The sequence below is a fragment of the Luteimonas sp. YGD11-2 genome (assembly GCF_004118975.1).
Lineage (GTDB): Bacteria > Pseudomonadota > Gammaproteobacteria > Xanthomonadales > Xanthomonadaceae > Luteimonas > Luteimonas muca.
Window position 1 is genome coordinate 1,204,943 of sequence record NZ_CP035376.1, and the last position, 19,972, is coordinate 1,224,914.

Genomic DNA, 19,972 nt, shown 5'->3' on the forward strand with positions numbered 1-19,972 from the left:
GCGCGCGTGGCATCATCGCGCGATGATTCCAGACTTTGTCGTGGCCATTCCGGCCCGTCACGCATCCACCCGTCTGCCAGGCAAGCCGCTGCAACCGCTGGGCGGCGAACCACTGGTGCTGCACGTGGCCCGGCGCGCGCTGGCCGCCGGCGCACGTGACGTCTGGGTCGCCACCGACGACCCGCGCATCGCCGCGGCCCTCGCGTCCACCCCGGTGCACGTGGCGATGACCCGCAGCGACCATGCCTCCGGCACCGACCGTCTCGCCGAGTGCGCGGAGATCGCGGGGTGGAGCGACGACACCATCGTGGTCAACCTGCAGGGCGACGAGCCGTTCGCGCCCGCCGATGGGATCCGCGCGGTGGCTGCGCTGGTGGCATCGAGCGGCGCGCCGATGAGCACGCTGGCGGCACCGGTCGAGGATGTGGAGACGCTGTTCGATCCCAACGCCGTCAAGCTGGTGCGCGCCGCGAATGGTGATGCGCTGTATTTCAGCCGCGCACCCGTGCCGTGGCCACGCGATGCCTTTGCGCAGGCGCGCGACCGTCTGCCTGCCGGCCACACCTGGCTGCGCCACATCGGCATCTACGGCTATCGCGCCGGCTTCCTGCGCGCCTTCGCGGCGATGCCGCCGGCGGTGCTGGAGCAGGTGGAGGCGCTCGAGCAGCTGCGCGTGCTCGAAAGTGGGCACCGCATCGCGGTCGGCCTGGCGCCGTCGCCGTTCCCGCCCGGGATCGACACCCCCGAAGACCTCGCGCGTGCCGAAGCGCGCCTGCAGGAGCACCGCAATGTCTGAGCCCACGCGTCTGCTGGTCGTCTGCCTGGGCAATATCTGCCGTTCGCCGATGGCCGAGGGCGCGCTGCGCCGGCAGCTGGCCGAGGCCGGCCTGGACCACGTGGAGGTGGACTCCGCCGGCACCGGCGACTGGCACGTCGGCAATCCGCCCGATCCCCGCGCGGTCGCGACTGCCGCGCGCCATGGCGTGGACCTCTCGGGCCTGCGCGGGCGCCAGCTGACCACCGCCGATTACACCCGTTTCGACTGGCTGCTGTGCGCCGACCTGCAGAACCTCGCCGACGTGCGTGCCCGCCGGCCGGCGGAGGCGACGGCAGGCATCGCGCTGCTCACCGACTGGGCCGGGGTGATGACCGGCGACGGCGCCATTCCCGACCCCTACACCGGCGGCGACGACCACTTCGAGGATGTGTGGCAGGTGGTCGAGGCCGCCGCCCGCGGTGCGGTGCGCCGGCTGCAGGCCCCGCATCGCGGCGATGACGCATAATCCCGCGATTGCGGCTTCCGGACGGCCCATGGAACACACGCTCGCCCCCGAGTTTCCGGCCAGCCTCGACTGGCTCAACACCACCGAGCCGGTGCGCATGGCGCAGCTGCGCGGCAAGGTCTGTGCGCTGGCCTTCATCAACGCGGGCTCGGCGTGGTCCACCCAGCGCCTGAACGACCTCGCGCACCTGCATGCGCGCCACGGCGAGCGCCTCAACGTGGTGGCGATCCACGTGCCGAAGTTCGAGCACGAGCGCGATGCACGCCGCGCCGGGCGGCGCCTGCGCCGGCAGAAGTTCGAGTTCCCGCTGGCCCACGACGCCGACTGGGTCGCGTGGCAGCAGTTCGGCATCGAGGCGTGGCCGACGGTGGTGCTCATCGACGGCGACGGGCGCATCCGCGACCGCGTGGTCGGCGAAGGGCCGATCCGTGAACTGGACATGCGCGTGAGCCAGCTCATCGCCGGGCTGGTGCCGCGTTCGCGCAGCACCCGGCCGATCGAACTGCGTCGCGGCGGCGAGCCGGGACTGCCGCTGCGCTTCCCGGTGGGCATCGCGCTGTCGGGCGGTTATCTCTACGTGGCCGACAGCAACCACCACCGCGTGCTCGAGTGCGACCAGGGCGGGCGCGTGTTGCGCCAGTTCGGCAGCGGCGGCCCGGGCTTCATCGATGGCCCGATGGAACTGGCGGCGTTCAACCGCCCGCACGGCATCGCCATCGAGCGTGACACCCTGTACATCGCCGACAGCGGCAACCACGCGGTGCGGCGCATCCAGCTGCGCACCGGCGATGTCGATACCGTGCTCGGGGCCGGGCGCCCGGGCACCGCGGAGCCGGGAATCGTCAGCGATCCGCGCGCGGTGATCCTCGACCAGCCGCGCGCGGTGGCGCTGGCCGGCGGGCACCTGTACGTGGCCTGCGCCGGCGACAACCGTATCTGGGATCTCGACCTCGGCCAGCGGGAACTGTCGCTGCTCGCAGGGTCGGGGGCGCTCGACGTCGTCGACGGCACCGGCGAGATGGCCGCCTTCGCCGAACCGGTCGGCCTGGCCGCCGTGCAGCAGGCGGTGTACGTCACCGATGCCGCCGGGTCCGCGATCCGCAGCGTGAACGTGCGCACCCGCCAGGTGCAGACGCTGGTGGGGCAGGGCGCGTGGGAGTTCGGCCGCGCCGACGGGCAGCGCGTGGATGCGCGCCTGCAGCAGCCGCAGGCGCTTGCACTCGACCCCGACTCGCCGCGCCTGTGGATCGCCGACAGCGGCAACGACGTGCTGCGCACGCTGCGCCTGGGCGGTGGCGAGCTGGGAACGTTCGAACTGCCGCGGCCCCTGCACGGCCCGTCCGGGCTGGCGGTGGCCGATGGCGTGGTGTGGATCGCCGATACCGATGCGCATGCCGTACTGCGGCTGGACACGCGCGACGGCACGATGAGCCACGTGCCCATTGGCGAATGATGCCCGTGGGCGGCCCATGAGCCCGGGCAGGAACCGCGGCGATGGCGGCGGGAGCTTCGACGGCAAGGCGTTCGTCAGCACGCTGAGCACCGCGCCCGGGGTCTACCGCATGCTCGCCGCCGACGGCGCGGTGCTGTACGTGGGCAAGGCCGCGTCGCTGCGCAAGCGCGTGGCCAACTACTTCAGCGCGACGCCGAAGCCGACGCGGATCATGTCGATGGTGTCGCAGATCGCGGCCATCGAGGTCACCGCCACGCGTACCGAGGCGGAAGCGCTGTTGCTGGAAAACCAGCTGATCAAGTCGCTCAAGCCGCGTTACAACGTGATGCTGCGCGACGACAAGAGCTACCCCTATGTGCTGCTCACCGGCGACGAGTGGCCGCGGCTGGCGTTCCACCGCGGCCCGCGCTCGATGCCCGGCCGCTACTTCGGGCCATACCCGAGCGCCAGCAGCGTGCGCGAGACGCTCAACGTCATGCACAAGCTGTTCCGCCTGCGCAGTTGCGAGGACAACGTGTTCCGCAACCGTTCGCGGCCGTGCCTGCAGTACCAGATCGGCCGCTGCAGCGCGCCCTGCGTGGATCTCGTGGATCCCCGGGACTACGCCCAGGCCGTGCATCGCGCCAGCCTGTTCCTCGACGGCCGCAGCAGCGAACTCAACGAGGAACTCGCACAGGCCATGGAGCAGGCGTCGGAAGCGCTGGAGTTCGAACGCGCCGCGGCGTTGCGCGACCTCATCGCCACGATCCGCGGACTGCAGGCGCGCCAGTATGTGGATGGCAGCATCGCCGACCTCGACGTGCTGGCCTGCACGATGCAGGGCAGCCAAGCCTGCGTGATGCTGCTGGCGTTCCGCGATGGCCGCAATCTCGGTACCCGCGCGTTCTTCCCGCGCACTGCCGGCAGCGAGGATCCCGCCGAGGTGCTGGCCGCGTTCGTCTCGCAGTACTACGCCGAGCAGCCACCGCCGCGCGAGATCGTGCTCGACCGCGCGATCGAGGATGTCGCGCTGTTGCAGGAGGCGTTCTCGATCAATGCCGGCCGGCGCGTGCAGATCAAGACCAGCGTGCGCAGCGAGCGCGCCGGTTACGTGGAACTGGTGCGGCGCAATGCGGCGCTGTCGCTGGCCGCGCGCATCGACAGCCAATCGGCGCAACAGGCGCGGCTGGAGGCCCTGCGCGAACTGCTGGGTCTGGACGCGGCACCACGGCGCATCGAGTGCTTCGACATCAGCCACACCATGGGCGAGGCCACCGTGGCGTCGTGCGTGGTGTTCGACGGCGAGGGTCCGGTGCGTTCGCAGTACCGCCGCTACAACATCACCGGCGTGGTGCCCGGCGACGACTACGCCGCCATGCACCAGGCGCTGACCCGGCGCTTCCGACGCGCAGCCGCCGCGCTCGCCACGCCGGAAGCTGCAGCGGACGGTGAGCCGGCCAGGGAAGCCCGCGAAGCGGTGCTCCCGGACGTGCTGCTGATCGATGGCGGCGCCGGCCAGGTGGCGCAGGCACGCGACGTACTGCAATCGCTCGGCATCCCCACGCGAAGCGCTGGCAATCCGGACGGCGTGCTGCTGGTCGGCGTGGCCAAGGGCGAGGCGCGCAAGGCCGGCCACGAGACCCTGCTGCTCCCCGACGGCCGCGAACTGAAGCCCGGGCCGGAATCCGCGGGCCTGCAGCTGGTCCAGCAGGTGCGCGACGAAGCGCACCGTTTCGCGATCACCGGGCACCGCGGGCGCCGGCAGAAGGCACGCAGCGTGAGCCGCCTGGAGGACATTCCCGGCATCGGACCACGCAGACGCGCTAACCTGTTGCGGCATTTCGGCGGACTCGCCGGCCTCAGGGCCGCCGGTGCCGAGGAGATCGCGCAAGTCGAGGGCGTCAACGCCGCGCTGGCGCGACGCATCTACGACAGCCTGCACGGCACCGATTCCGCGACCTGACCGAATGAAGCTCACCATCCCCACCTGGCTCACCCTGCTGCGGATCCTGATGATCCCGCTGCTGGTGGTGGTCTTCTATCTGCCGTTCAAATGGACCAACTTCGCGTCCGCGGCGATCTTCGGGGTGGCGGCGATCACCGACTGGCTGGATGGCTGGATCGCGCGGCGCTACCACCAGTCGTCGGCGTTCGGCGCCTTCCTCGACCCGGTGGCCGACAAGCTGATGGTGGCCGTGGCGCTGTTCCTGATCGTGCAGGGCCACCCCACGCCGTGGATGGCGTTCTGGGCGGCGGTGATCGTCGGCCGCGAGATCGCGGTTTCCGCGCTGCGCGAGTGGATGGCCGAACTCGGCCAGCGCGCCACCGTACGCGTCGCCGCGATCGGCAAGTTCAAGACCGTGGTGCAGATGGTGGCGCTGCTGTGCCTGCTGTATTCCGTCACCCCGGATCGCCCCGCGCGGGCCACGCCGTGGATGGGCGAGCTGGTCTTCCACATCGGCGACTGGCTGCTCGCCGCGGCTGCGCTGTTGACGCTGTGGTCGGGCATGCTGTATCTGCGCGCAGCGTGGCCGGTGCTGATGGAAAGCGAACAGAAAGGTGTTCAAAAAGGTGTTGACACCTCCCGAAGTCAGGTTAGAATTTCGTCTCCACCGCGGGAATAGCTCAGTTGGTAGAGCGCAACCTTGCCAAGGTTGAGGTCGAGGGTTCGAGCCCCTTTTCCCGCTCCAGTTTCCACAGGACCCCGCTTGCGGGGTCTTGTTTTATCCGCGAAGTGAACGGCTTTCCGCTAGACTTCGCACCGCGTCACCGGCCTGGTGGCAGAGTGGTTATGCAGCGGACTGCAAATCCGCGTACGCCGGTTCAATTCCGACCCAGGCCTCCAGAACAACAGGCAACGGCCAAGGCCGTCAGCCCCGCGTCCAACCGCTGCGGACACGCACGCGGAGGTCGCCGCAGAGACCCGCGCAAGCGGGTCTTCTGCGTTGTGGGGTTCGCGCATGGGCGAGACGTCCTGCACCGCTGCGGATGGTCGTCATCGGGCGGATGCCGCGGATGAAGCGGATGTAGCGGATGTAGCGGACGCGCGGGACCCTTCGCATCGAAGCGGTATCGAGTCCTGCATCGCGTGCTTCCGCTGCCGGTCGCGCTCAGGCACCCTATGCGCGCCTGCCCGGATGGCGAAACTGGTAAACGCAGCGGACTTAAAATCCGCCGGCCGCGAGGCTTTCCGGGTTCGATTCCCGGTCCGGGCACCATCCTCGAAGAAGGCGATCCCTTGACCGCACCGCCAGATCCCACCCAGGCCCGCATCGGCGTCATCGGACTCGGGTACGTGGGCCTGCCGCTGGCAGCGGCGTTCGGACGCAGCCACGACACCGTCGGCTTCGACATCGATGCGCAGCGCGTCGACGAACTGCGCGTGGGCATCGACCGCACGCGCGAAACGCAGGCCGACGAACTCGCCGCCGCGGTGCACCTGCGCTATACCGCGAACGCCGACGACCTTGGCGACCGCAACGTCTATATCGTTACCGTGCCGACGCCGATCGATGCACTGCAACGCCCGGACCTGCGTCCGCTGCAGGATGCGAGCGCGCTGCTGTCGAAGCTGATCGCGCCCGGTGACCTGGTGATCTACGAGTCGACCGTGTATCCGGGCACCACCGAGGAGATCTGCGTGCCGATCCTTGAGGCGGGCTCCGGGCTGCGCTTCAACGTGGACTTCTACTGCGGCTACAGCCCGGAGCGCATCAACCCGGGCGACCGCACGCGGCGGCTGGCGGACATCCCCAAGGTGACCTCGGGCTCGACGCCGGAAGTCGCCGCGGTGGTGGATGCGCTGTATGCCGGCATCGTCACCGCGGGCACCCACCGTGCGCCGTCGCTGCGGGTGGCCGAGGCCGCCAAGGTGGTCGAGAACATCCAGCGCGATGTCAACATCGGGCTGATCAACGAACTGGCGATGATGTTCGATCGCCTCGGCATCGACACCCTCGACGTGCTCGAAGCCGCCGGCACCAAGTGGAATTTCCTGCCGTTCCGTCCCGGCCTCGTGGGCGGCCACTGCATCGGCGTCGATCCGTACTACCTCACCCACAAGTCGGAATCGGTGGGTTACCACCCGGAACTCATCCTCGCCGCGCGCGGCATCAACAACCGCGTCGGTGCGCACGTGGCGCTGCGAGTGGTCGGGCTGCTGGGTCAGCGCGGCGTGCCCGCAGCCGGCGCGCGGGTGCTGGTGCTGGGGCTGACCTTCAAGGAGGACTGCCCGGACCTGCGCAACAGCCGCGTCATGGACGTGGTCGACGGCCTGCGCACGGCCGGCGCCGACGTCGACGTGCACGACCCCTGGGCCGATCCGGACGAGGCACGGCGCATGCATGGCATCGAACCGGTCGCCACGCCGGAGCCCTGCGGCTACGACGCCATCGTGCTCGCGGTCGCGCATGCGTTGTTCCGCGACTGGTCGCCCGACGCCGTGCGCGCGCTGGGCAAGCCCGGTGCGGTGGTCTTCGACGTCAAGTCGGCGTGGCCGCGCGACCTGGTGGACGGGCGGCTCTAGCGCCAGCCGTCGTACGCTGCTGCGGCGCCGACGACAGTCGCGGCTGCAGGGCGATGACATCGACGCCGTTAGACTGCGCCCATGGCTATCTCGATCTCTTCCGGCATCGGCCGCTATCTCCTGTGGTGGTTGACGATCGCGTTGACCATTGCAGGCGTCGGCCTGGGCATGGTGTGGCCGCAGTGGTGGTGGGGTGCGGCCATCGGCGCGGTGCTTGCGACCATCGGCACCGTGGATGTGCTGCAGAAGCGCAGCACCCTGCGCCGCAACTACCCGTTGCTTGCGCATTTCCGTTACGGGCTGGAATCGATCGGCCCGGAGATGCGGCAGTACTTCATCGAGGGCGACACCGCCGAGGTGCCGTTCTCGCGCCAGCAGCGCGCGCTGGTCTACCAGCGCTCGAAGTCGGTCAGCGACGTACGTCCGTTCGGTTCGCAACACAGCGTGTACGCGGTGGACTTCGAGTGGATCAACCATTCGCTGCGACCGCTGCACCTGGAGGAGCACGACTTCCGGGTGGAAGTGGGGCCCGACTGCGCGCAACCGTATTCGGCCAGCGTGTTCAACATTTCGGGGATGAGTTTCGGTGCGTTGTCGGCCAATGCGATCCTCGCGCTCAACGCCGGGGCGAAGGCGGGCGGCTTCTGCCACGACACCGGCGAGGGCTCGATCTCGCGCCATCACCGCGTGCACGGTGGCGACCTGGTCTGGCAGATCGGCTCCGGCTACTTCGGCTGCCGCAATGCATCGGGGTTGTTCGATCCGAAGCGGTTCGCGGCAAACGCGCAGGACCCCCAGGTCAGGATGATCGAGCTCAAGCTGTCGCAGGGCGCCAAGCCCGGCAAGGGCGGGCTGCTGCCGGGCACCAAGGTGACGCGCGAGATCGCCGAGGCGCGCGGCGTGCTGGAGGGCGTGGACTGCATATCGCCCTCGCATCATTCCGCGTTCGATACGCCGGTGGGGCTGCTGGAGTTCATTGCCCGGCTGCGCGAACTGTCGGGCGGCAAGCCCACCGGCTTCAAGCTTGCGATCGGGCATCCATGGGAATGGTTCGGCATCGCCAAGGCGATGCTCGAGACCGGGATCGTGCCGGATTTCATCGTCGTCGACGGCGCCGAGGGCGGGACCGGCGCCGCGCCGGCGGAGTTCATCGACCACGTCGGCGTGCCGATGCACGAGGGGCTGATGCTGGTGCACAACACCCTGGTCGGCATCGGCCTGCGCAACCGCGTGCGGATCGCCGCCGCGGGGCGGGTGGTCAGCGCTTTCGACATCGCACGCACGCTGGCCATGGGTGCGGACTGGTGCAACTCCGGGCGCGGTTTCATGTTCTCGCTGGGCTGCATCCAGGCGCTGAGCTGTCACAACGACCAGTGCCCGACCGGCGTGGCCACCCAGGACCCGGCACGCTGGAAGCAGCTCGACGTCGCCGACAAGGCGCTGCGCGTGCAGCGCTACCACGAGAACACCCTGCGCGCGCTGCGCGACCTGGTGTCGGCCGCTGGCCTGTCGCATCCGGCCGAGATCTGCCCGGAACACATCCTGCGGCGGGTGTCGCCGACGCAGATCAGCTCGCTGTCGGCGCTCTACCGCTTCCTCCAGCCCGGCGAACTGCTGGACGGCGAACCGGAGCACGCGGTGTTCCGCACGTTCTGGGCAACGGCACGCAGCGATTCCTTTGCGCCACCGGGGCGGGTCGGGGTGCGGTGGCGCTGAGGGCGCTTCGGCCCTTCGACCGCTACAGCACCTCCGACGCGTAGTCCGCCAGACGCGATCGCTCGCCGCGGCGCAGGGTGATGTGCGCGCTGTGCGCCCAGGCCTTGAAGCGGTCGACCGCGTAGGTGAGGCCCGACGTGGTCTCGGTGAGGTAGGGCGTGTCGATCTGTTCGACGTTGCCCAGGCACACGATCTTGGTGCCGGGGCCTGCGCGGGTGATCAGCGTCTTCATCTGCTTGGGCGTCAGGTTCTGCGCCTCGTCGAGGATCAGCCAGCGCGACAGGAAGGTGCGCCCGCGCATGAAGTTCATCGAACGGATCTTGATGCGGCTGGCGAGCAGGTCATTGGTGGCCTGGCGGCCCCAGCTGCCGCCTTCCTGGTTGTGGGTGAGCACTTCGAGGTTGTCGGTGAGCGCGCCCATCCACGGCGTCATCTTTTCCTCCTCGGTGCCGGGCAGGAAGCCGATGTCCTCGCCGACCGAGACCGTCGCGCGGGTCATGATGATCTCGCGGTAGCGCTGCTGGTCCATCACCTGCGCGAGGCCCGCGGCCAGTGCCAGCAGGGTCTTGCCGGTGCCGGCGGTGCCGAGCAGGGTGACGAAGTCGATCTCGGGGTCCATCAGCGCGTTGAGCGCGAAGTTCTGCTCGCGGTTGCGCGCGGTGATGCCCCACACGCCGTGCTGGCTGGTGCGGAAGTCGTCGACGATCTGCAGCACCGCACGGTCGCCTTCCACGCGGGTGACGCGGAATTCGGCGTCCTCGTCGCCGGGCAGGTAGAGGAACTGGTTCGGATGCCAGTCGTCGTCCTCGTCCATGCGCACCTCGTACCAGGTGCGGCCGCGGTCGGTCCACGACTTCAGGTCCTTGCCGTGGCGCTGCCAGAAGTCCTCGGGCAACGCGGTGGCGCCGGTGTAGAGCAGGCTGAAATCGTCGAGCGCGCGGTCGTTCTCGTAGTCCTCGCTGGGGATGCCGGCGATCGCCGCCTTGATCCGCAGGTTGATGTCCTTGGAAATGAACACCACCGGGACTTCCGGCGTGTCGCGGCGCAGCTGCAGGATGGCGCCGAGGATGCGGTTGTCGGGCGCGACCGCACCGAACGAGGCCCTGTCCTCGCTGGGCACCGTGGTCTGGAAGCGCAGGCAGCCGCTGCTGGCGATGCCGCGCAGCTGCACCGCGCCCGGGCGGTTGAGGGTGAGCCCGGATGCGATGCGGTCGGCGCCCTGTTCCTCGATCAGCTCGTTGATGAAGCGGCTGACCTGGCGCGCGTTGCGGCTCGCCTCGGAGGTGCCCTTCTTGCCGTTGTCGAGCTCCTCGATGACCTGCATCGGCAGGTAGACGTCGTGCTCCTCGAAGCGGAACAGGGCGGTCGGGTCGTGCATCAGCACGTTGGTGTCGAGCACGTAGATCCGCTTGCCCTTGGTCATCATCATCGACGGTGTCCGTATGGAGGGAGGGGTGTGGAACGCGCACGGCCGCAGGCCACCGCGGCCCGCGTAGCGGGGCGGTGGCACGTGGCCGATGCGTGGGGAATCACTGGGAGCGGGCCGCCTGCAGGGCGTCGAGCACCGCCTGCGCATGACCTGGCACGCGTACCTTGCGCCAGGCCGTGTGGAGGCGGCCACCGGGATCGACCAGGAAGGTGCTGCGCTCGATGCCGAGCACCTTGCGCCCGTACATGTTCTTTTCGCGGATCACGTCGAACGCGCGGCACAACGCTTCGTCCGTATCGCTGACAAGCGCGAAGCGGAAGCCCTGTTTCGCGCAGAAGTTGTCGTGCGACTTCACCGAGTCGCGCGAGACGCCGAGGATGGTCGCGTCCAGCGCCTCGAACCGCGGCAGCAGCGCATTGAAGTCGAGGCCCTCGGTGGTGCAGCCGGGCGTCGAATCCTTCGGGTAGAAATAGATCACCAGCCAGCGGCCGGCGTAATCGGCGAGCGTCGCCTGCGAACCACCGGACAACGCCAGCGGTAGGTCGAGGGTGGCGCGGTCGAGCGTGTCGCCAGGCTTCATCCGGTATCCGTCGAGCGTGTCCATGCCGTCGGTCAGAACTTCATCGGGTCCATGATCGCGTCCAGGTTCAGGTGGTCGCAGAACTCGAGGAAGTCGTCGCGCAGCGCCGCGATGTGCATGTCCGCCGGCACCCCGATGGTGACCTGCGCGGAGAACATGTCCGCGCCGGTCTGCATCGCACGGTAGCGCGAGGAGTGCAGGCTTTCGATGGTGATGCCCTGGCGGTCGAAGAAGTCCGCCAGCTGGAACAGGATGCCGGGCTTGTCGGCGGCGATGACCTCCACCACGTACGGCAGCAGGTTGGACTGCATCGGCTTCGGGCCGGTGCGATACCAGACCAGCTTCAGGCCCTCGTCGCGGTCCAGCCGCGACAGCATCGCCTCGAGCTTGGCCACGGCATCCCAGGAACCGGTGGCCAGTGCCGTCACCGAGACGTCGCGGCCCACCGTGGACAGTCGCGCGTCGACCATGTTGCAGCCGCTGTCGGCGATCCGCCGGCTCACCGCAAGCAGCGGCGAGTTGGGATGCGTCGTATAGGCGTTGATCAGCAGGTGGTTCTCGTTCGGCGCAGGCCGGGAGGCGGGATCTGGATCGGTCAAGGCGGCATCCGCGGCAGTCGGGTGGGGCGGTCCGGAAAGGCTCCGGACGCCGCGGCCAGCATACTTGCCGCTGCTTCCGGGCCGCAAGTAACATCGTCGATCTTCGCGGCGCGATGCCGTGCTTTTCCGCGGGTTTTACCCGCATCAACCGGATCACGACACCTTGCGACTGACTGGAAGCATCACCGCGCTGGCGACCCCGTTCACGGCCACCGGCGAACTCGATCTGGACGCCTGGAAGCGGCTGCTCGCGCAGCAGCTCGACGGTGGCACCCAGGGCGTCGTGGTCGCGGGCTCCACCGGCGAGGCCGCCGCGCTCTACCACCCCGAATTCGACCTGCTGGTGCGCACCGCGGTGCAGGTGGTGGCCGGCCGCGTGCCGGTGATCGTCGGCACCGGCAACTCCGCCACTGCACGCACGATCGAGCAGACCCGGCGCGCGGCCGATCTGGGCGCCGACGCCGCGCTGGTGGTGACCCCCGCCTATGTACGTCCCACCCAGGCCGGTTTGCTGGCCCATTTCCGCGCGGTCGCCGACGATGGCGCACTGCCGGTGCTGCTCTACAACGTGCCGCCGCGCACCGGCTGCGACATGCTGCCGGAAACGGTTGCCGAACTCGCCGGGCATCCGGCGATCGTCGGAATCAAGGAGGCGGTGTCCACCCACGAGCGCATGCAGGCGCTGCTGGCACTGCGTGACGACGGGTTCGTGGTGCTGAGCGGTGATGACCCGACGGCGGCACGGGCCATGCTGGCCGGGGCCGACGGCGTGATCTCGGTGGTGTCGAACATGGTGCCAGCGGCGTTCCGGCGCCTGTGCGATCTGGCCACCGGCGGCGACCGGACACAGGCGGACGCACTCGACGCGCAGCTGCAGACGCTCTACGCCTTTGCAGGCGTCGAGCCCAACCCGATTCCGGTCAAGGCGGTGCTGGCGCGGATGGGCATCGGCCATGGCCTGCGCCTGCCGCTGACCACGCTGTCGCCCGCGCACGCCGCCGCGGCCGATCGCGCGCTCGAGCTCGCGCAGGCGCTGGAACGCTCCAGCCGCGATACACTCGCGTCCTGACCTGCAGGAGACCCCGATGTCCCGTTCCGATACCCGCCTTCGTACCGCCGTTCTTGCCGGCCTGGCCATCGCGGTACTGGGCACTTCCGGTTGCAGCTGGTTCCGCAAGGAAAACGCGATGTATGCGCAGGCCCCGGAAACCCGCCCGCTGGAAGTGCCGCCGGAACTCGACCGCCCGCGCACCGACGGCGCGATGCTGGTGCCGGAAGCGACGCAGTCGGTCAGCCGCTCCGAGATCGGCACCCAGCGCGCACCGGTGGCCAGCGCCACCGGCTTCAGCGTGACCGGTGAACGCGACCAGATCTTCACCCGCGTGGGCGAAGTGCTCAACACCATCGATGGCGTCACCATCGCCAGCAGCGCTCAGCTGCTCGGCACCTACGACATCAGCTACCAGGGCACCAGCTTCCTGGTTCGCGTGGCGATGACCGGCGACGGTGCATACATCTCCGCAGTGGACCCGCGTGGCGTGCCGGCTTCGGGCGATGCGCCGAGCCAGCTGATCACGCAGCTGCGCGCCGGCATGGGCCAGTGATGCAGGGGTAACGCCCCGGTGTGATCAACCTGCAACGGGCGCTTCGGCGCCCGTTTGCATTGGCACCGCGTGGCCTGCCACGTTCAGTGGGCGTCGGTGGCGGGCGTTGGCGTGGGTGTCGCCGGTGCCGAGAACGGGATCGTGTCCGGCGCCGTCGCGCCGCCTGAGATGATGAAGCTCATCGCCTGGTCGACCGTCCAGTCGGTCGGGGTGAGCTTTTCGACCGGTACCACCTCCAGGTAGCCGGACGTCGGGTTCGGCGTGGTCGGCACGTACACCGCAGCGAGCTCGCGGCCGGTGCCGGCTTCGCGCATCACCCGGGTCACCAGGCCGATGGATTTCATCTGGTCGTGCGGGAAGTCGATCAGCACCACCCGCTGGGTGGTGCCCGGCTTGGTCTGCAGGATGTCGAGCAGCTTGCGCGAACTGCCGTAGATGATGCCGGCCAGGGGCACCCGGGCCACGAACCGTTCGAACACGCGCAGCAGGCTCTGGCCCACCACGCGGCGGGTCAGCCAGCCCACCACCAGGATCGCCAGCAGCGTCGCCATCGACGCGATGGCGTTCTGTACCCACAGCGCGCTGGCCCAACCGGCCTCGTCGGGAAACCACGCCGCGATGCGCATCGACACCGGCGCCACCCACGGCAGGCTGATGTCGCTCAACAGCACGAAGACGAACTTCACCACCACCCAGGTCAGCCAGATCGGCAGCAGGGTGAGCAGGCCGGCAATGAACCACCGCTGCAGGCGGCGGTGGAACGGGATGGATTCGGACATGCGCGAAGTCTAGCGGCTGCGCGCACGCTTACCGGGTTGGCGACCGCGCTCAGGGCTCGCGGACGAGGCGGAAGCCGACGTCGTCGTAGCCGCGCCCACCGTCGCGCGCGCGGCTGTCCTCGTCGCGTCGCCAGCTGCTGCCACGCACCTTGCGCCGTACGCAGTCGCCCTCGCAGTCGAGCAGCCATTCCGCCACCGCGCGCGAACCCACTGCGGCTGCACTGCCGGACGCTTCCACGGTGGTGGGGAGGCGGTAACGGTGGCCGTTGCGCGCGCCCAGCCACTGCGCGAACGCCTGTGCGTCGTCCCACGAGACGCAGACGACGGGATCGGCGTTGTTCTGTTCGAAGCCGGGGTCGGTCCAGTCGCGGCGTGCGATCACCCGCAGCACCGAGGCACGCTCGCGGCACAGCGTGGCCGGGCGGCCGGTGGCTTCGGCGAAGCGCGCGTACTCGCTGCGGCTGATGTGGCGGCGGGTGAGCGCGTAGGCGCCGTCGCCGCTGCGCACCACCGTCATGCGTGCCGGATCGCCCGGCAGCACCGCGCCCACCGCAGGGATCGCCTCGGCCTGGCGGCGCAGGCGTCCGAGCGCGTCCGCGTCGAGGTTGGCGACCCCGGCCAGTGCAGCCGCCTTGCGCGCGGCCTCGCGATCGAAGCGCCTGGCGGCCGCGTCGATGCGCACGGCGAGCGCGGCAGTGGTGTCCCGCCGCAGCTCCCGGGCGAGATCGTCATCGGCGAGACCGGTCGCCTGTACCAGCGTGGCGATGCGCTCGAAACGGGCACGCGCGTCGGCATCGTCGCCGTTCTTCGTGGCGCGCACCGCGTCGGTGGCCAGCGCGCGCGCGAGCTGTGCGGACAGCTGCGGCAGTTCGAGGTGATCGGGTGCGATGCGCGCGACGGCGACGAGGCTGTCGTAGGCGTTGTCGTCGGACGGCGACACCAGCCGGCGCTGCTCGAGCTGGCGTCGTGCGTCCTCGACCAGCGTGCTGGCTTCCGATTCCGGTGCCGCGCGCAGCAGGGCGTCGTCGGGGTTGTCGATCACTGCGGCGCCACCCACAGCCATGCTGTCGGCCGCCGGTTGCGGTTGCGATGCACGGAAGAAACCGCGCGCGGTGTCGTCGCCATGGCGCAGGCCGAAGCCGAGGCCGGCGGCCAGGATCAGCCCGAGCACGATCCACGCCCCGCGCGGCAGGTCGCGCATGCGCGCCACGCCGGCCGCCGCGGCATCGCGCGGCGAGAAACTGCGCTGCGGCCCGTACGGGATGCGTTCCAGCGCCTGCAGCATGTCGGCGGCATCGTGGTGGCGCTTGAGCGGATACTTTGCCATCGAACGGTCGATGAACTTCTGCCAGTGACGCAGGTGCGGTGGCAGCCGCGGGATCGGATCCTGCGCATGCATCACCGCCATCGACAGCGCGTCCTGCGCCTCGAACGGCAGCCTGCCGGTGAGCATCTCCCAGGTCAGTACGCCCATGGCGTAGAGGTCGGCGCGATGGTCGACCTCCTCGCCGCGCGCCTGCTCCGGTGCCATGTAGGCGGTACTGCCCAGCGCGAGCCCGGCACTGGTGACGCGGCTGCCATAGCCGCGGCGCAGGGCGATGCCGAAATCGGCGAGCAGCGGGCGGTCGGCGTCGTCGAACAGCACGTTCTCGGCCTTGACGTCGCGGTGGATCACCCCGCGCGCATGCGCATAGGCCAGCGCCGACAGCAGCGCGCGCAGGATCTCGCGGATACGTGCCTCGTCCCCGGCCAGGTCGCGCTGGCCGAGGTGGCCGCGGGTCATGTGCGGCATCACGAAGAATGGGCGGTCGTCGGCGGTGCGGCCGATCTGGTGGATGCCGACGATGTGCGGATGGTCGAGGCGGCCGATCGTTCGCGCCTCGTTCTCGAAGCGGCGGCGGCTGACCTCGTCGCCGAGGGCTTCCGGGCGCATCACCTTGATGGCGACGTCGCGGCCCAGCGATTCCTGCCGTGCCAGATACACGGTCGACATGCCGCCGTCCGCAATCCTGCGCAGCACCCGGTAGCCGGCAACCTCCGGCAACGGCGTTGCCGCGTCGTGGAATGTGGACCGGTCCTGCATGCCGCCCCCTGTCAGGCCCGCAGCATAGCCACGCCGGCCATGGTTGTGGTGAATCGCGTGGCGTGCGGTCGCCGCCACCAGCGGTTGCAGCGGAGATCCGGCGCAGGCGCATGCCGCATCGTGCGGGTCACGCCTGGCGGCGGTCCTTCTTGCGGCGTACGTAGATCTGCTTGCGCACGCGTGCGACCACGTCGCCGTCCGCATCCACGACGTCGGTCGAGAACCAGTGCAGGTACTTGTCGCCGCCGGCGGTCTGCGCGTGCATGGTGGCGAGCGTGGCCTCGTCGAGCACGAACTGCGCGCGTACGGTGCCGCGGCCGGGCTTGAGGAATTCGATCCCGCCGGCGCGGTCCCAGACGTAGTGATCGCGGCCGATCGCTTCCTTGACCAGAAGCATCCAGAACGGATCGGTCATTGCGAACAGGCTTCCGCCGAAATGGGTGCCCACGTAGTTGCGGTTCCACGGCCGCATGCGCAGCGCCACCCGGGCGCTGCGCCAGTCGCGTGCGATGTGTTCGACGCGGATCCCCGTGCACAGGAACGGCGGCCACAGGTTCATCAGCAGGCGCAGTCGATCGGCCGTCATCTCGTCACGGAAGGGCAGGGCGCGACATTCTGCCATACGCGCAAGTACGGTTGCGGCCCGTCACCGGCGCCGCGTCGGTCAGAACAGCAGCGAGGCCATGCGGCGGCGGTAGCGGCCCACCAGTTCGGCGTCCTCGACCACGCGGAAGGCGTCGATCAGGCTGCGGCGCGGCAGGCCGTTGTCGTAGTCGCGGTCCAGGCGCAGCATCTCGATGAAGTGCTGCAGGCCGGCCTCCGGATTGCCTTCGACGATCTCGCGCACGCCGAGCAGGTGACGGGCGCGCAGGTCGGCGGGATTGCCGGTGAGGGCCTGCTCGAGTTCGGCCCGCGACGGCGCGCCCTTCAGCAGCGCGGCGAAGCCCAGGCGTGCGCGCGCCTGCACGCTGCGGTCGTCGGTGGCCAGCGCGGCCGGCAGCCCGTCGAGCAGGCCCTGGGCCTCGTCGGTCTCGCCGGTACGCAGCAGCGCCACTGCCAGATCAAGCCGCAGCTCGTCCTTGCCGGGCTCGGCGGAGACGGCATCGCGCAGGCGTGCGACCTCCGCCACGGGGTCGAGCGGCGCATCCGCGACCGGCTCCTCGGCCGCTGCCGCCGGCTGGATGCCGTGGCGGGCAAGGAGTTCGCGCAGCTGGCCTTCCGGCACCGCACCGGGAAAGCCGTCGACCGGCTGCCCGCCGACCAGCAGGAACACGGTCGGCACCGAGCGGATCTGGAATGCCGCGGCGATCTGCTGTTCGCGGTCCACATCCACCTTGGCCAGCAGGAATGCGCCGTTGTATTCGGCCGCGAGTTTTTCCAGCACCGGGCCGAGCGTCTTGCACGGACCGCACCATTCCGCCCAGAAATCGAGCAGGACCGGGACCTCCATCGACTTCTGCAGCACATCGGTTTCGAAGTTGGCGACGGTGGCGTCGAAGACGTGGGCGGGCTGTGCGGTCATGCGGCTGTTCCTGGCGATCCGGGCCAAGGACAATGGTGCCGTTGCCGGCGGAATCCAAGTGTGGCCGGCATTTCCCCACAGAACCCCGGTGTTTTTCGCATGCCTGCCGACCGCGTATCCATGTCCCCCCGACGGTTCGCGCCGGCCTGCGCCGCGCTGGCCTTTCTACTGGTGATCGTGGCGATCGCGTCCGGCGCACTGTGGTGGCCGGGGCTTTCGCATACCGGGCATCCCATGGCCCTGCCGGGCGCTGGCGGCGTGCCCCACGCGGCCGGCTACAACGCGCTGGCCTTCGTGCTGCCGGGCGTGCTGGCATGCCTGCTGGCGCTCTGGCGCTACAACGCGTTGGCGCCGGCCGCAGGCTGGGTCGCCCGGATCGGCGCACGGCTGTTGCTGGTGGCCGGTACCGCCTGGGCCGCGCAGGGCGTATTCGCGCTCGACCTGCGCGAACTCGACGGGCCCGCGGGATACCTGCACGCCGCGGCATGGACGTGCTGGTGGCTGGCCGCCGCGAGCGGGCTGGCGCTGCTCGGGTCCGGCGATCGTCGAGGGCGCCGGCTGGACTGGACCATCGCGACCCTGCTGGTGCTGCTGGCGTTGCTGCCGCACTGGCCGTGGCCTGCGGCATTGAGCCAGCGGCTGGCCGCGCTTGCCTGGTTCGGCGGCTGGCTGGCGTGGTCGCTCCGCGGGCGGCGCGTTTCAGGCCTGCGCTGAGGCGTGCAGCACCCGGTCGCGGCCTTGGGCCTTGGCGCGGTACAGCGCGGCATCGGCGATTTCCAGCAGCAGGCCGGCGTCGGCGCTGTCGTGGGGCGCGGTGGCGATACCGATGGACATGGTGACCGGCCCCAGCGGCCTGTCCATGTGGCGGATGGTCAACGATGACATCGCCCGGCAGATCTCCTTGCCGCGCAGGATCGCGGACGCGGCATCGGTTTCCGGCAGCACGATGGTGAATTCCTCGCCGCCATAGCGGCATGCGAGGTCCTCGGCGCGCACCAGCGACTGCAGGATGCGTCCGACATGCGCGAGCACCGCGTCGCCCGCGGCGTGGCCGTGCTCGTCGTTGAAGCGCTTGAAGTGGTCGATGTCGATCATCATCAGCGACAGCGGCAGGCGCCGGCGTTCGCAGCGCAGCATCTCGCGGACCAGGTTCTCCTCCAGATAGCGGCGGTTGAACAGTCCGGTGAGGGGGTCGCGGATCGACTGCAGGCGCAGTGTTTCGCGCAGCTGCAGGTTGGCGATCGCCATGCCCATCTGCTCGGCGATCGCGATGATGATGGGGGCGTCGTTGTCCTCGACACCGTCGCTGGTGCGGCCACTGACGTGCAGCAGGCCGAGCGACGCGCCCTGGGCGACCAGCGGCACGCACAGGCTGGAGACGCCCTCGACCGGCGTATCGGGGTCGATATGTTCGCAGCGCAGGCCGCCGCTGCGGCCGCGGGTGTAGTGCGGCTGGCCGCGGCGCAACGCCCAGCACTGCTCGTGCATGATCACGTCGCCGCTGCTGATCACCTGGTTGCCGAAGCTGGCCGCGCTCTCGAGGAAGTTCTGCGAGGTCCTGGACAGGTAGCAGCGGCCGCTGGAGCCGGGTACCAGGTCCTGCACCGTGCGCATGGTCAGTGACATCAGTTCATCGCGGCTCTGGCAGCTCTGCAGCAGGCCGGCGTAGACGCTCTGCGTGCGCCGCTGCTCGGCGAGGGTGTCGCGCAGCACCAGCGCCTGCTGCAGTTCGGACACCGCATGCCGCGCTTCGCGCTCGAGCTGGCGGCTGCGCCTGTTCTCGCGCGCGAGGCCGACCAGCAGCATGCCCAGCAGGATCAGGGCGATGGTCATCGCCAGCACGATGAAGAGCACCAGGGTCGTCGCCTCGCGTTCGCTGCGCTCGCGCCGCTGCTGCAGCAGCATCTGTTCGACGGCGTGCATTTCCTGGCTGAGCGCGGTGAGTTCCGCGACGCGGCGCAGGTTCACCCCGGCATCGCGTCGGCGCACGTCGGCGTCGGTGGCGTCGAGCGACTCGACGTCGAGCAGCACCTGCATCGCCGCCATGTGGCTGGCGATCGCTCCGGCCAGCGTGCGCGCGCGCGCCTGCTGCTGCGGGTTGTCGGCGGTCAGTTCCACGAGCTGGTCACCGAGCCGGTCGGCCCGTGCCATTGCCGCGAAGGCCTGCGGGCGGTACTCGGCCACGCTGGTGTTGCGGAATCCGCGCGCGTTCGCCTCTGCCGCGCGCACGGCCGCATCGGTGGCCTCGATCAGGTTGATCACCCGATAGCTGTGTTCGAGCGAGTTGCTGGCGGCCTGGAAGCTGCGCACACCCATCACCGCGGCGATGCCCGCGCCCAGCAGCAGCACCAATGCGATCGCCACCGCGGGGATGCGCAGGCGTCGGGTGCGGGAGGGGGGTACGGACATCGGCATAGTCT

The 19,972-nt window shown here is 69.8% G+C and carries 18 protein-coding genes and 3 tRNA genes; 13 read left to right on the forward strand and 8 right to left on the reverse strand.

Annotation, left to right across the window (positions count from 1 at the left end):
• The first annotated feature begins 25 nt into the window (after nucleotides 1-25).
• From kdsB to ERL55_RS05555, 10 genes are all read left to right on the forward strand, one after another.
• Nucleotides 26-796 (forward strand): 3-deoxy-manno-octulosonate cytidylyltransferase, encoded by a 771-nt coding sequence (gene kdsB / locus ERL55_RS05510; RefSeq protein WP_129137226.1) that lies wholly within the window; start codon nucleotides 26-28, stop codon nucleotides 794-796.
• Nucleotides 789-1,283 carry a low molecular weight protein-tyrosine-phosphatase gene (locus ERL55_RS05515; protein ID WP_129135532.1) on the forward strand — a complete coding sequence of 165 codons (495 nt, stop codon included), beginning with the start codon at nucleotides 789-791 and terminating at the stop codon, nucleotides 1,281-1,283. Before kdsB ends, ERL55_RS05515 begins: the two co-directional genes overlap by 8 nt.
• 28 nt (nucleotides 1,284-1,311) lie before the next feature.
• Complete coding sequence (locus tag ERL55_RS05520; protein ID WP_129135533.1) at nucleotides 1,312-2,736, forward strand: thioredoxin-like domain-containing protein; 1,425 nt, start codon at nucleotides 1,312-1,314, stop codon at nucleotides 2,734-2,736.
• A 16-nt stretch (nucleotides 2,737-2,752) separates the two neighbouring features.
• The gene (uvrC, locus tag ERL55_RS05525; protein WP_129135534.1) at nucleotides 2,753-4,678 is read left to right on the forward strand and encodes an excinuclease ABC subunit UvrC; all 1,926 of its coding nucleotides are present in this window, start codon (nucleotides 2,753-2,755) and stop codon (nucleotides 4,676-4,678) included.
• A gap of 4 nt (nucleotides 4,679-4,682) precedes the next feature.
• On the forward strand, nucleotides 4,683-5,339 hold the full coding sequence (gene pgsA, locus ERL55_RS05530) for a CDP-diacylglycerol--glycerol-3-phosphate 3-phosphatidyltransferase (protein ID WP_129135535.1): 657 nt from the start codon (nucleotides 4,683-4,685) through the stop codon (nucleotides 5,337-5,339).
• Nucleotides 5,330-5,405: transfer RNA gene (locus ERL55_RS05535), tRNA-Gly, on the forward strand. Before pgsA ends, ERL55_RS05535 begins: the two co-directional genes overlap by 10 nt.
• Before the next feature lie 81 nt (nucleotides 5,406-5,486).
• Nucleotides 5,487-5,560 (forward strand) — tRNA-Cys (locus tag ERL55_RS05540).
• A 286-nt stretch (nucleotides 5,561-5,846) separates the two neighbouring features.
• Nucleotides 5,847-5,933, forward strand: a tRNA-Leu gene (locus ERL55_RS05545).
• A 20-nt stretch (nucleotides 5,934-5,953) separates the two neighbouring features.
• Entirely contained in the window at nucleotides 5,954-7,240 is a 1,287-nt protein-coding gene (locus ERL55_RS05550) for a nucleotide sugar dehydrogenase (RefSeq protein ID WP_129135536.1), read from the forward strand.
• Nucleotides 7,241-7,345: 105 nt separating this feature from the next.
• Complete coding sequence (locus ERL55_RS05555) at nucleotides 7,346-8,956, forward strand: FMN-binding glutamate synthase family protein (RefSeq protein WP_206733400.1); 1,611 nt, start codon at nucleotides 7,346-7,348, stop codon at nucleotides 8,954-8,956.
• Nucleotides 8,957-8,978: 22 nt separating this feature from the next.
• Here the strand turns inward: ERL55_RS05555 and ERL55_RS05560 are convergent, their stop codons facing one another.
• From ERL55_RS05560 to ERL55_RS05570, 3 genes are all read right to left on the reverse strand, one after another.
• A complete protein-coding gene (locus ERL55_RS05560) occupies nucleotides 8,979-10,379 on the reverse strand; it encodes a PhoH family protein (RefSeq protein WP_129137227.1) in 1,401 nt (466 codons plus the stop codon).
• A 106-nt stretch (nucleotides 10,380-10,485) separates the two neighbouring features.
• Nucleotides 10,486-10,965, reverse strand: a complete 480-nt coding sequence (locus ERL55_RS05565; RefSeq protein ID WP_129135538.1) for a peroxiredoxin — start codon at nucleotides 10,963-10,965, stop codon at nucleotides 10,486-10,488.
• Nucleotides 10,966-10,997: 32 nt separating this feature from the next.
• A complete protein-coding gene (locus ERL55_RS05570; RefSeq protein WP_129135539.1) occupies nucleotides 10,998-11,564 on the reverse strand; it encodes a glycine cleavage system protein R in 567 nt (188 codons plus the stop codon).
• A gap of 163 nt (nucleotides 11,565-11,727) precedes the next feature.
• On the opposite strand from ERL55_RS05570, the gene dapA reads away from it, so the two are divergent.
• Both dapA and ERL55_RS05580 read left to right on the forward strand, forming a co-directional pair.
• The gene (dapA, locus tag ERL55_RS05575) at nucleotides 11,728-12,633 is read left to right on the forward strand and encodes a 4-hydroxy-tetrahydrodipicolinate synthase (protein WP_129135540.1); all 906 of its coding nucleotides are present in this window, start codon (nucleotides 11,728-11,730) and stop codon (nucleotides 12,631-12,633) included.
• Nucleotides 12,634-12,649: 16 nt separating this feature from the next.
• Nucleotides 12,650-13,168 (forward strand): hypothetical protein, encoded by a 519-nt coding sequence (locus tag ERL55_RS05580; RefSeq protein WP_129135541.1) that lies wholly within the window; start codon nucleotides 12,650-12,652, stop codon nucleotides 13,166-13,168.
• Between the two features lie 83 nt (nucleotides 13,169-13,251).
• Here the strand turns inward: ERL55_RS05580 and ERL55_RS05585 are convergent, their stop codons facing one another.
• The 4 genes from ERL55_RS05585 to trxA all read right to left on the reverse strand — a co-directional run bounded on the left by ERL55_RS05585 (nucleotide 13,252) and on the right by trxA (nucleotide 17,552).
• Nucleotides 13,252-13,947 (reverse strand): DUF502 domain-containing protein, encoded by a 696-nt coding sequence (locus tag ERL55_RS05585; RefSeq protein WP_129135542.1) that lies wholly within the window; start codon nucleotides 13,945-13,947, stop codon nucleotides 13,252-13,254.
• Between the two features lie 49 nt (nucleotides 13,948-13,996).
• Nucleotides 13,997-16,030 carry a bifunctional serine/threonine-protein kinase/formylglycine-generating enzyme family protein gene (locus tag ERL55_RS05590; protein WP_164972120.1) on the reverse strand — a complete coding sequence of 678 codons (2,034 nt, stop codon included), beginning with the start codon at nucleotides 16,028-16,030 and terminating at the stop codon, nucleotides 13,997-13,999.
• 127 nt (nucleotides 16,031-16,157) lie between these two features.
• Entirely contained in the window at nucleotides 16,158-16,616 is a 459-nt protein-coding gene (locus ERL55_RS05595; RefSeq protein ID WP_129135544.1) for a DUF4442 domain-containing protein, read from the reverse strand.
• 78 nt (nucleotides 16,617-16,694) lie between these two features.
• Entirely contained in the window at nucleotides 16,695-17,552 is an 858-nt protein-coding gene (trxA, locus tag ERL55_RS05600) for a thioredoxin (protein WP_129135545.1), read from the reverse strand.
• A gap of 120 nt (nucleotides 17,553-17,672) precedes the next feature.
• Between trxA and ERL55_RS05605 the strand changes: the two genes are divergently transcribed.
• Nucleotides 17,673-18,266, forward strand: a complete 594-nt coding sequence (locus ERL55_RS05605) for a DUF998 domain-containing protein (RefSeq protein WP_164972121.1) — start codon at nucleotides 17,673-17,675, stop codon at nucleotides 18,264-18,266.
• Here the strand turns inward: ERL55_RS05605 and ERL55_RS05610 are convergent.
• Nucleotides 18,252-19,961, reverse strand: a complete 1,710-nt coding sequence (locus ERL55_RS05610; protein WP_164972122.1) for a diguanylate cyclase — start codon at nucleotides 19,959-19,961, stop codon at nucleotides 18,252-18,254. The two genes, ERL55_RS05605 and ERL55_RS05610, sit on opposite strands and share 15 nt — an antisense overlap.
• Nucleotides 19,962-19,972: the final 11 nt, after the last annotated feature.

What these genes read in the sequence shown, in the direction of transcription:
- ERL55_RS05515 (WP_129135532.1), top strand. Translation starts at nt 789, where the DNA reads ATGTCTGAGCCCACGCGTCTGCTGGTCGTCTGCCTGGGCAATATCTGC.
- ERL55_RS05520 (WP_129135533.1), top strand. Translation starts at nt 1,312, where the DNA reads ATGGAACACACGCTCGCCCCCGAGTTTCCGGCCAGCCTCGACTGGCTC.
- uvrC (WP_129135534.1), top strand. Translation starts at nt 2,753, where the DNA reads ATGAGCCCGGGCAGGAACCGCGGCGATGGCGGCGGGAGCTTCGACGGC.
- pgsA (WP_129135535.1), top strand. Translation starts at nt 4,683, where the DNA reads ATGAAGCTCACCATCCCCACCTGGCTCACCCTGCTGCGGATCCTGATG.
- ERL55_RS05560 (WP_129137227.1), bottom strand. Translation starts at nt 10,379, where the DNA reads ATGACCAAGGGCAAGCGGATCTACGTGCTCGACACCAACGTGCTGATG.
- ERL55_RS05565 (WP_129135538.1), bottom strand. Translation starts at nt 10,965, where the DNA reads ATGAAGCCTGGCGACACGCTCGACCGCGCCACCCTCGACCTACCGCTG.
- ERL55_RS05580 (WP_129135541.1), top strand. Translation starts at nt 12,650, where the DNA reads ATGTCCCGTTCCGATACCCGCCTTCGTACCGCCGTTCTTGCCGGCCTG.
- ERL55_RS05585 (WP_129135542.1), bottom strand. Translation starts at nt 13,947, where the DNA reads ATGTCCGAATCCATCCCGTTCCACCGCCGCCTGCAGCGGTGGTTCATT.
- ERL55_RS05590 (WP_164972120.1), bottom strand. Translation starts at nt 16,030, where the DNA reads ATGCAGGACCGGTCCACATTCCACGACGCGGCAACGCCGTTGCCGGAG.
- ERL55_RS05595 (WP_129135544.1), bottom strand. Translation starts at nt 16,616, where the DNA reads ATGACGGCCGATCGACTGCGCCTGCTGATGAACCTGTGGCCGCCGTTC.
- trxA (WP_129135545.1), bottom strand. Translation starts at nt 17,552, where the DNA reads ATGACCGCACAGCCCGCCCACGTCTTCGACGCCACCGTCGCCAACTTC.
- ERL55_RS05605 (WP_164972121.1), top strand. Translation starts at nt 17,673, where the DNA reads ATGTCCCCCCGACGGTTCGCGCCGGCCTGCGCCGCGCTGGCCTTTCTA.
- ERL55_RS05610 (WP_164972122.1), bottom strand. Translation starts at nt 19,961, where the DNA reads ATGTCCGTACCCCCCTCCCGCACCCGACGCCTGCGCATCCCCGCGGTG.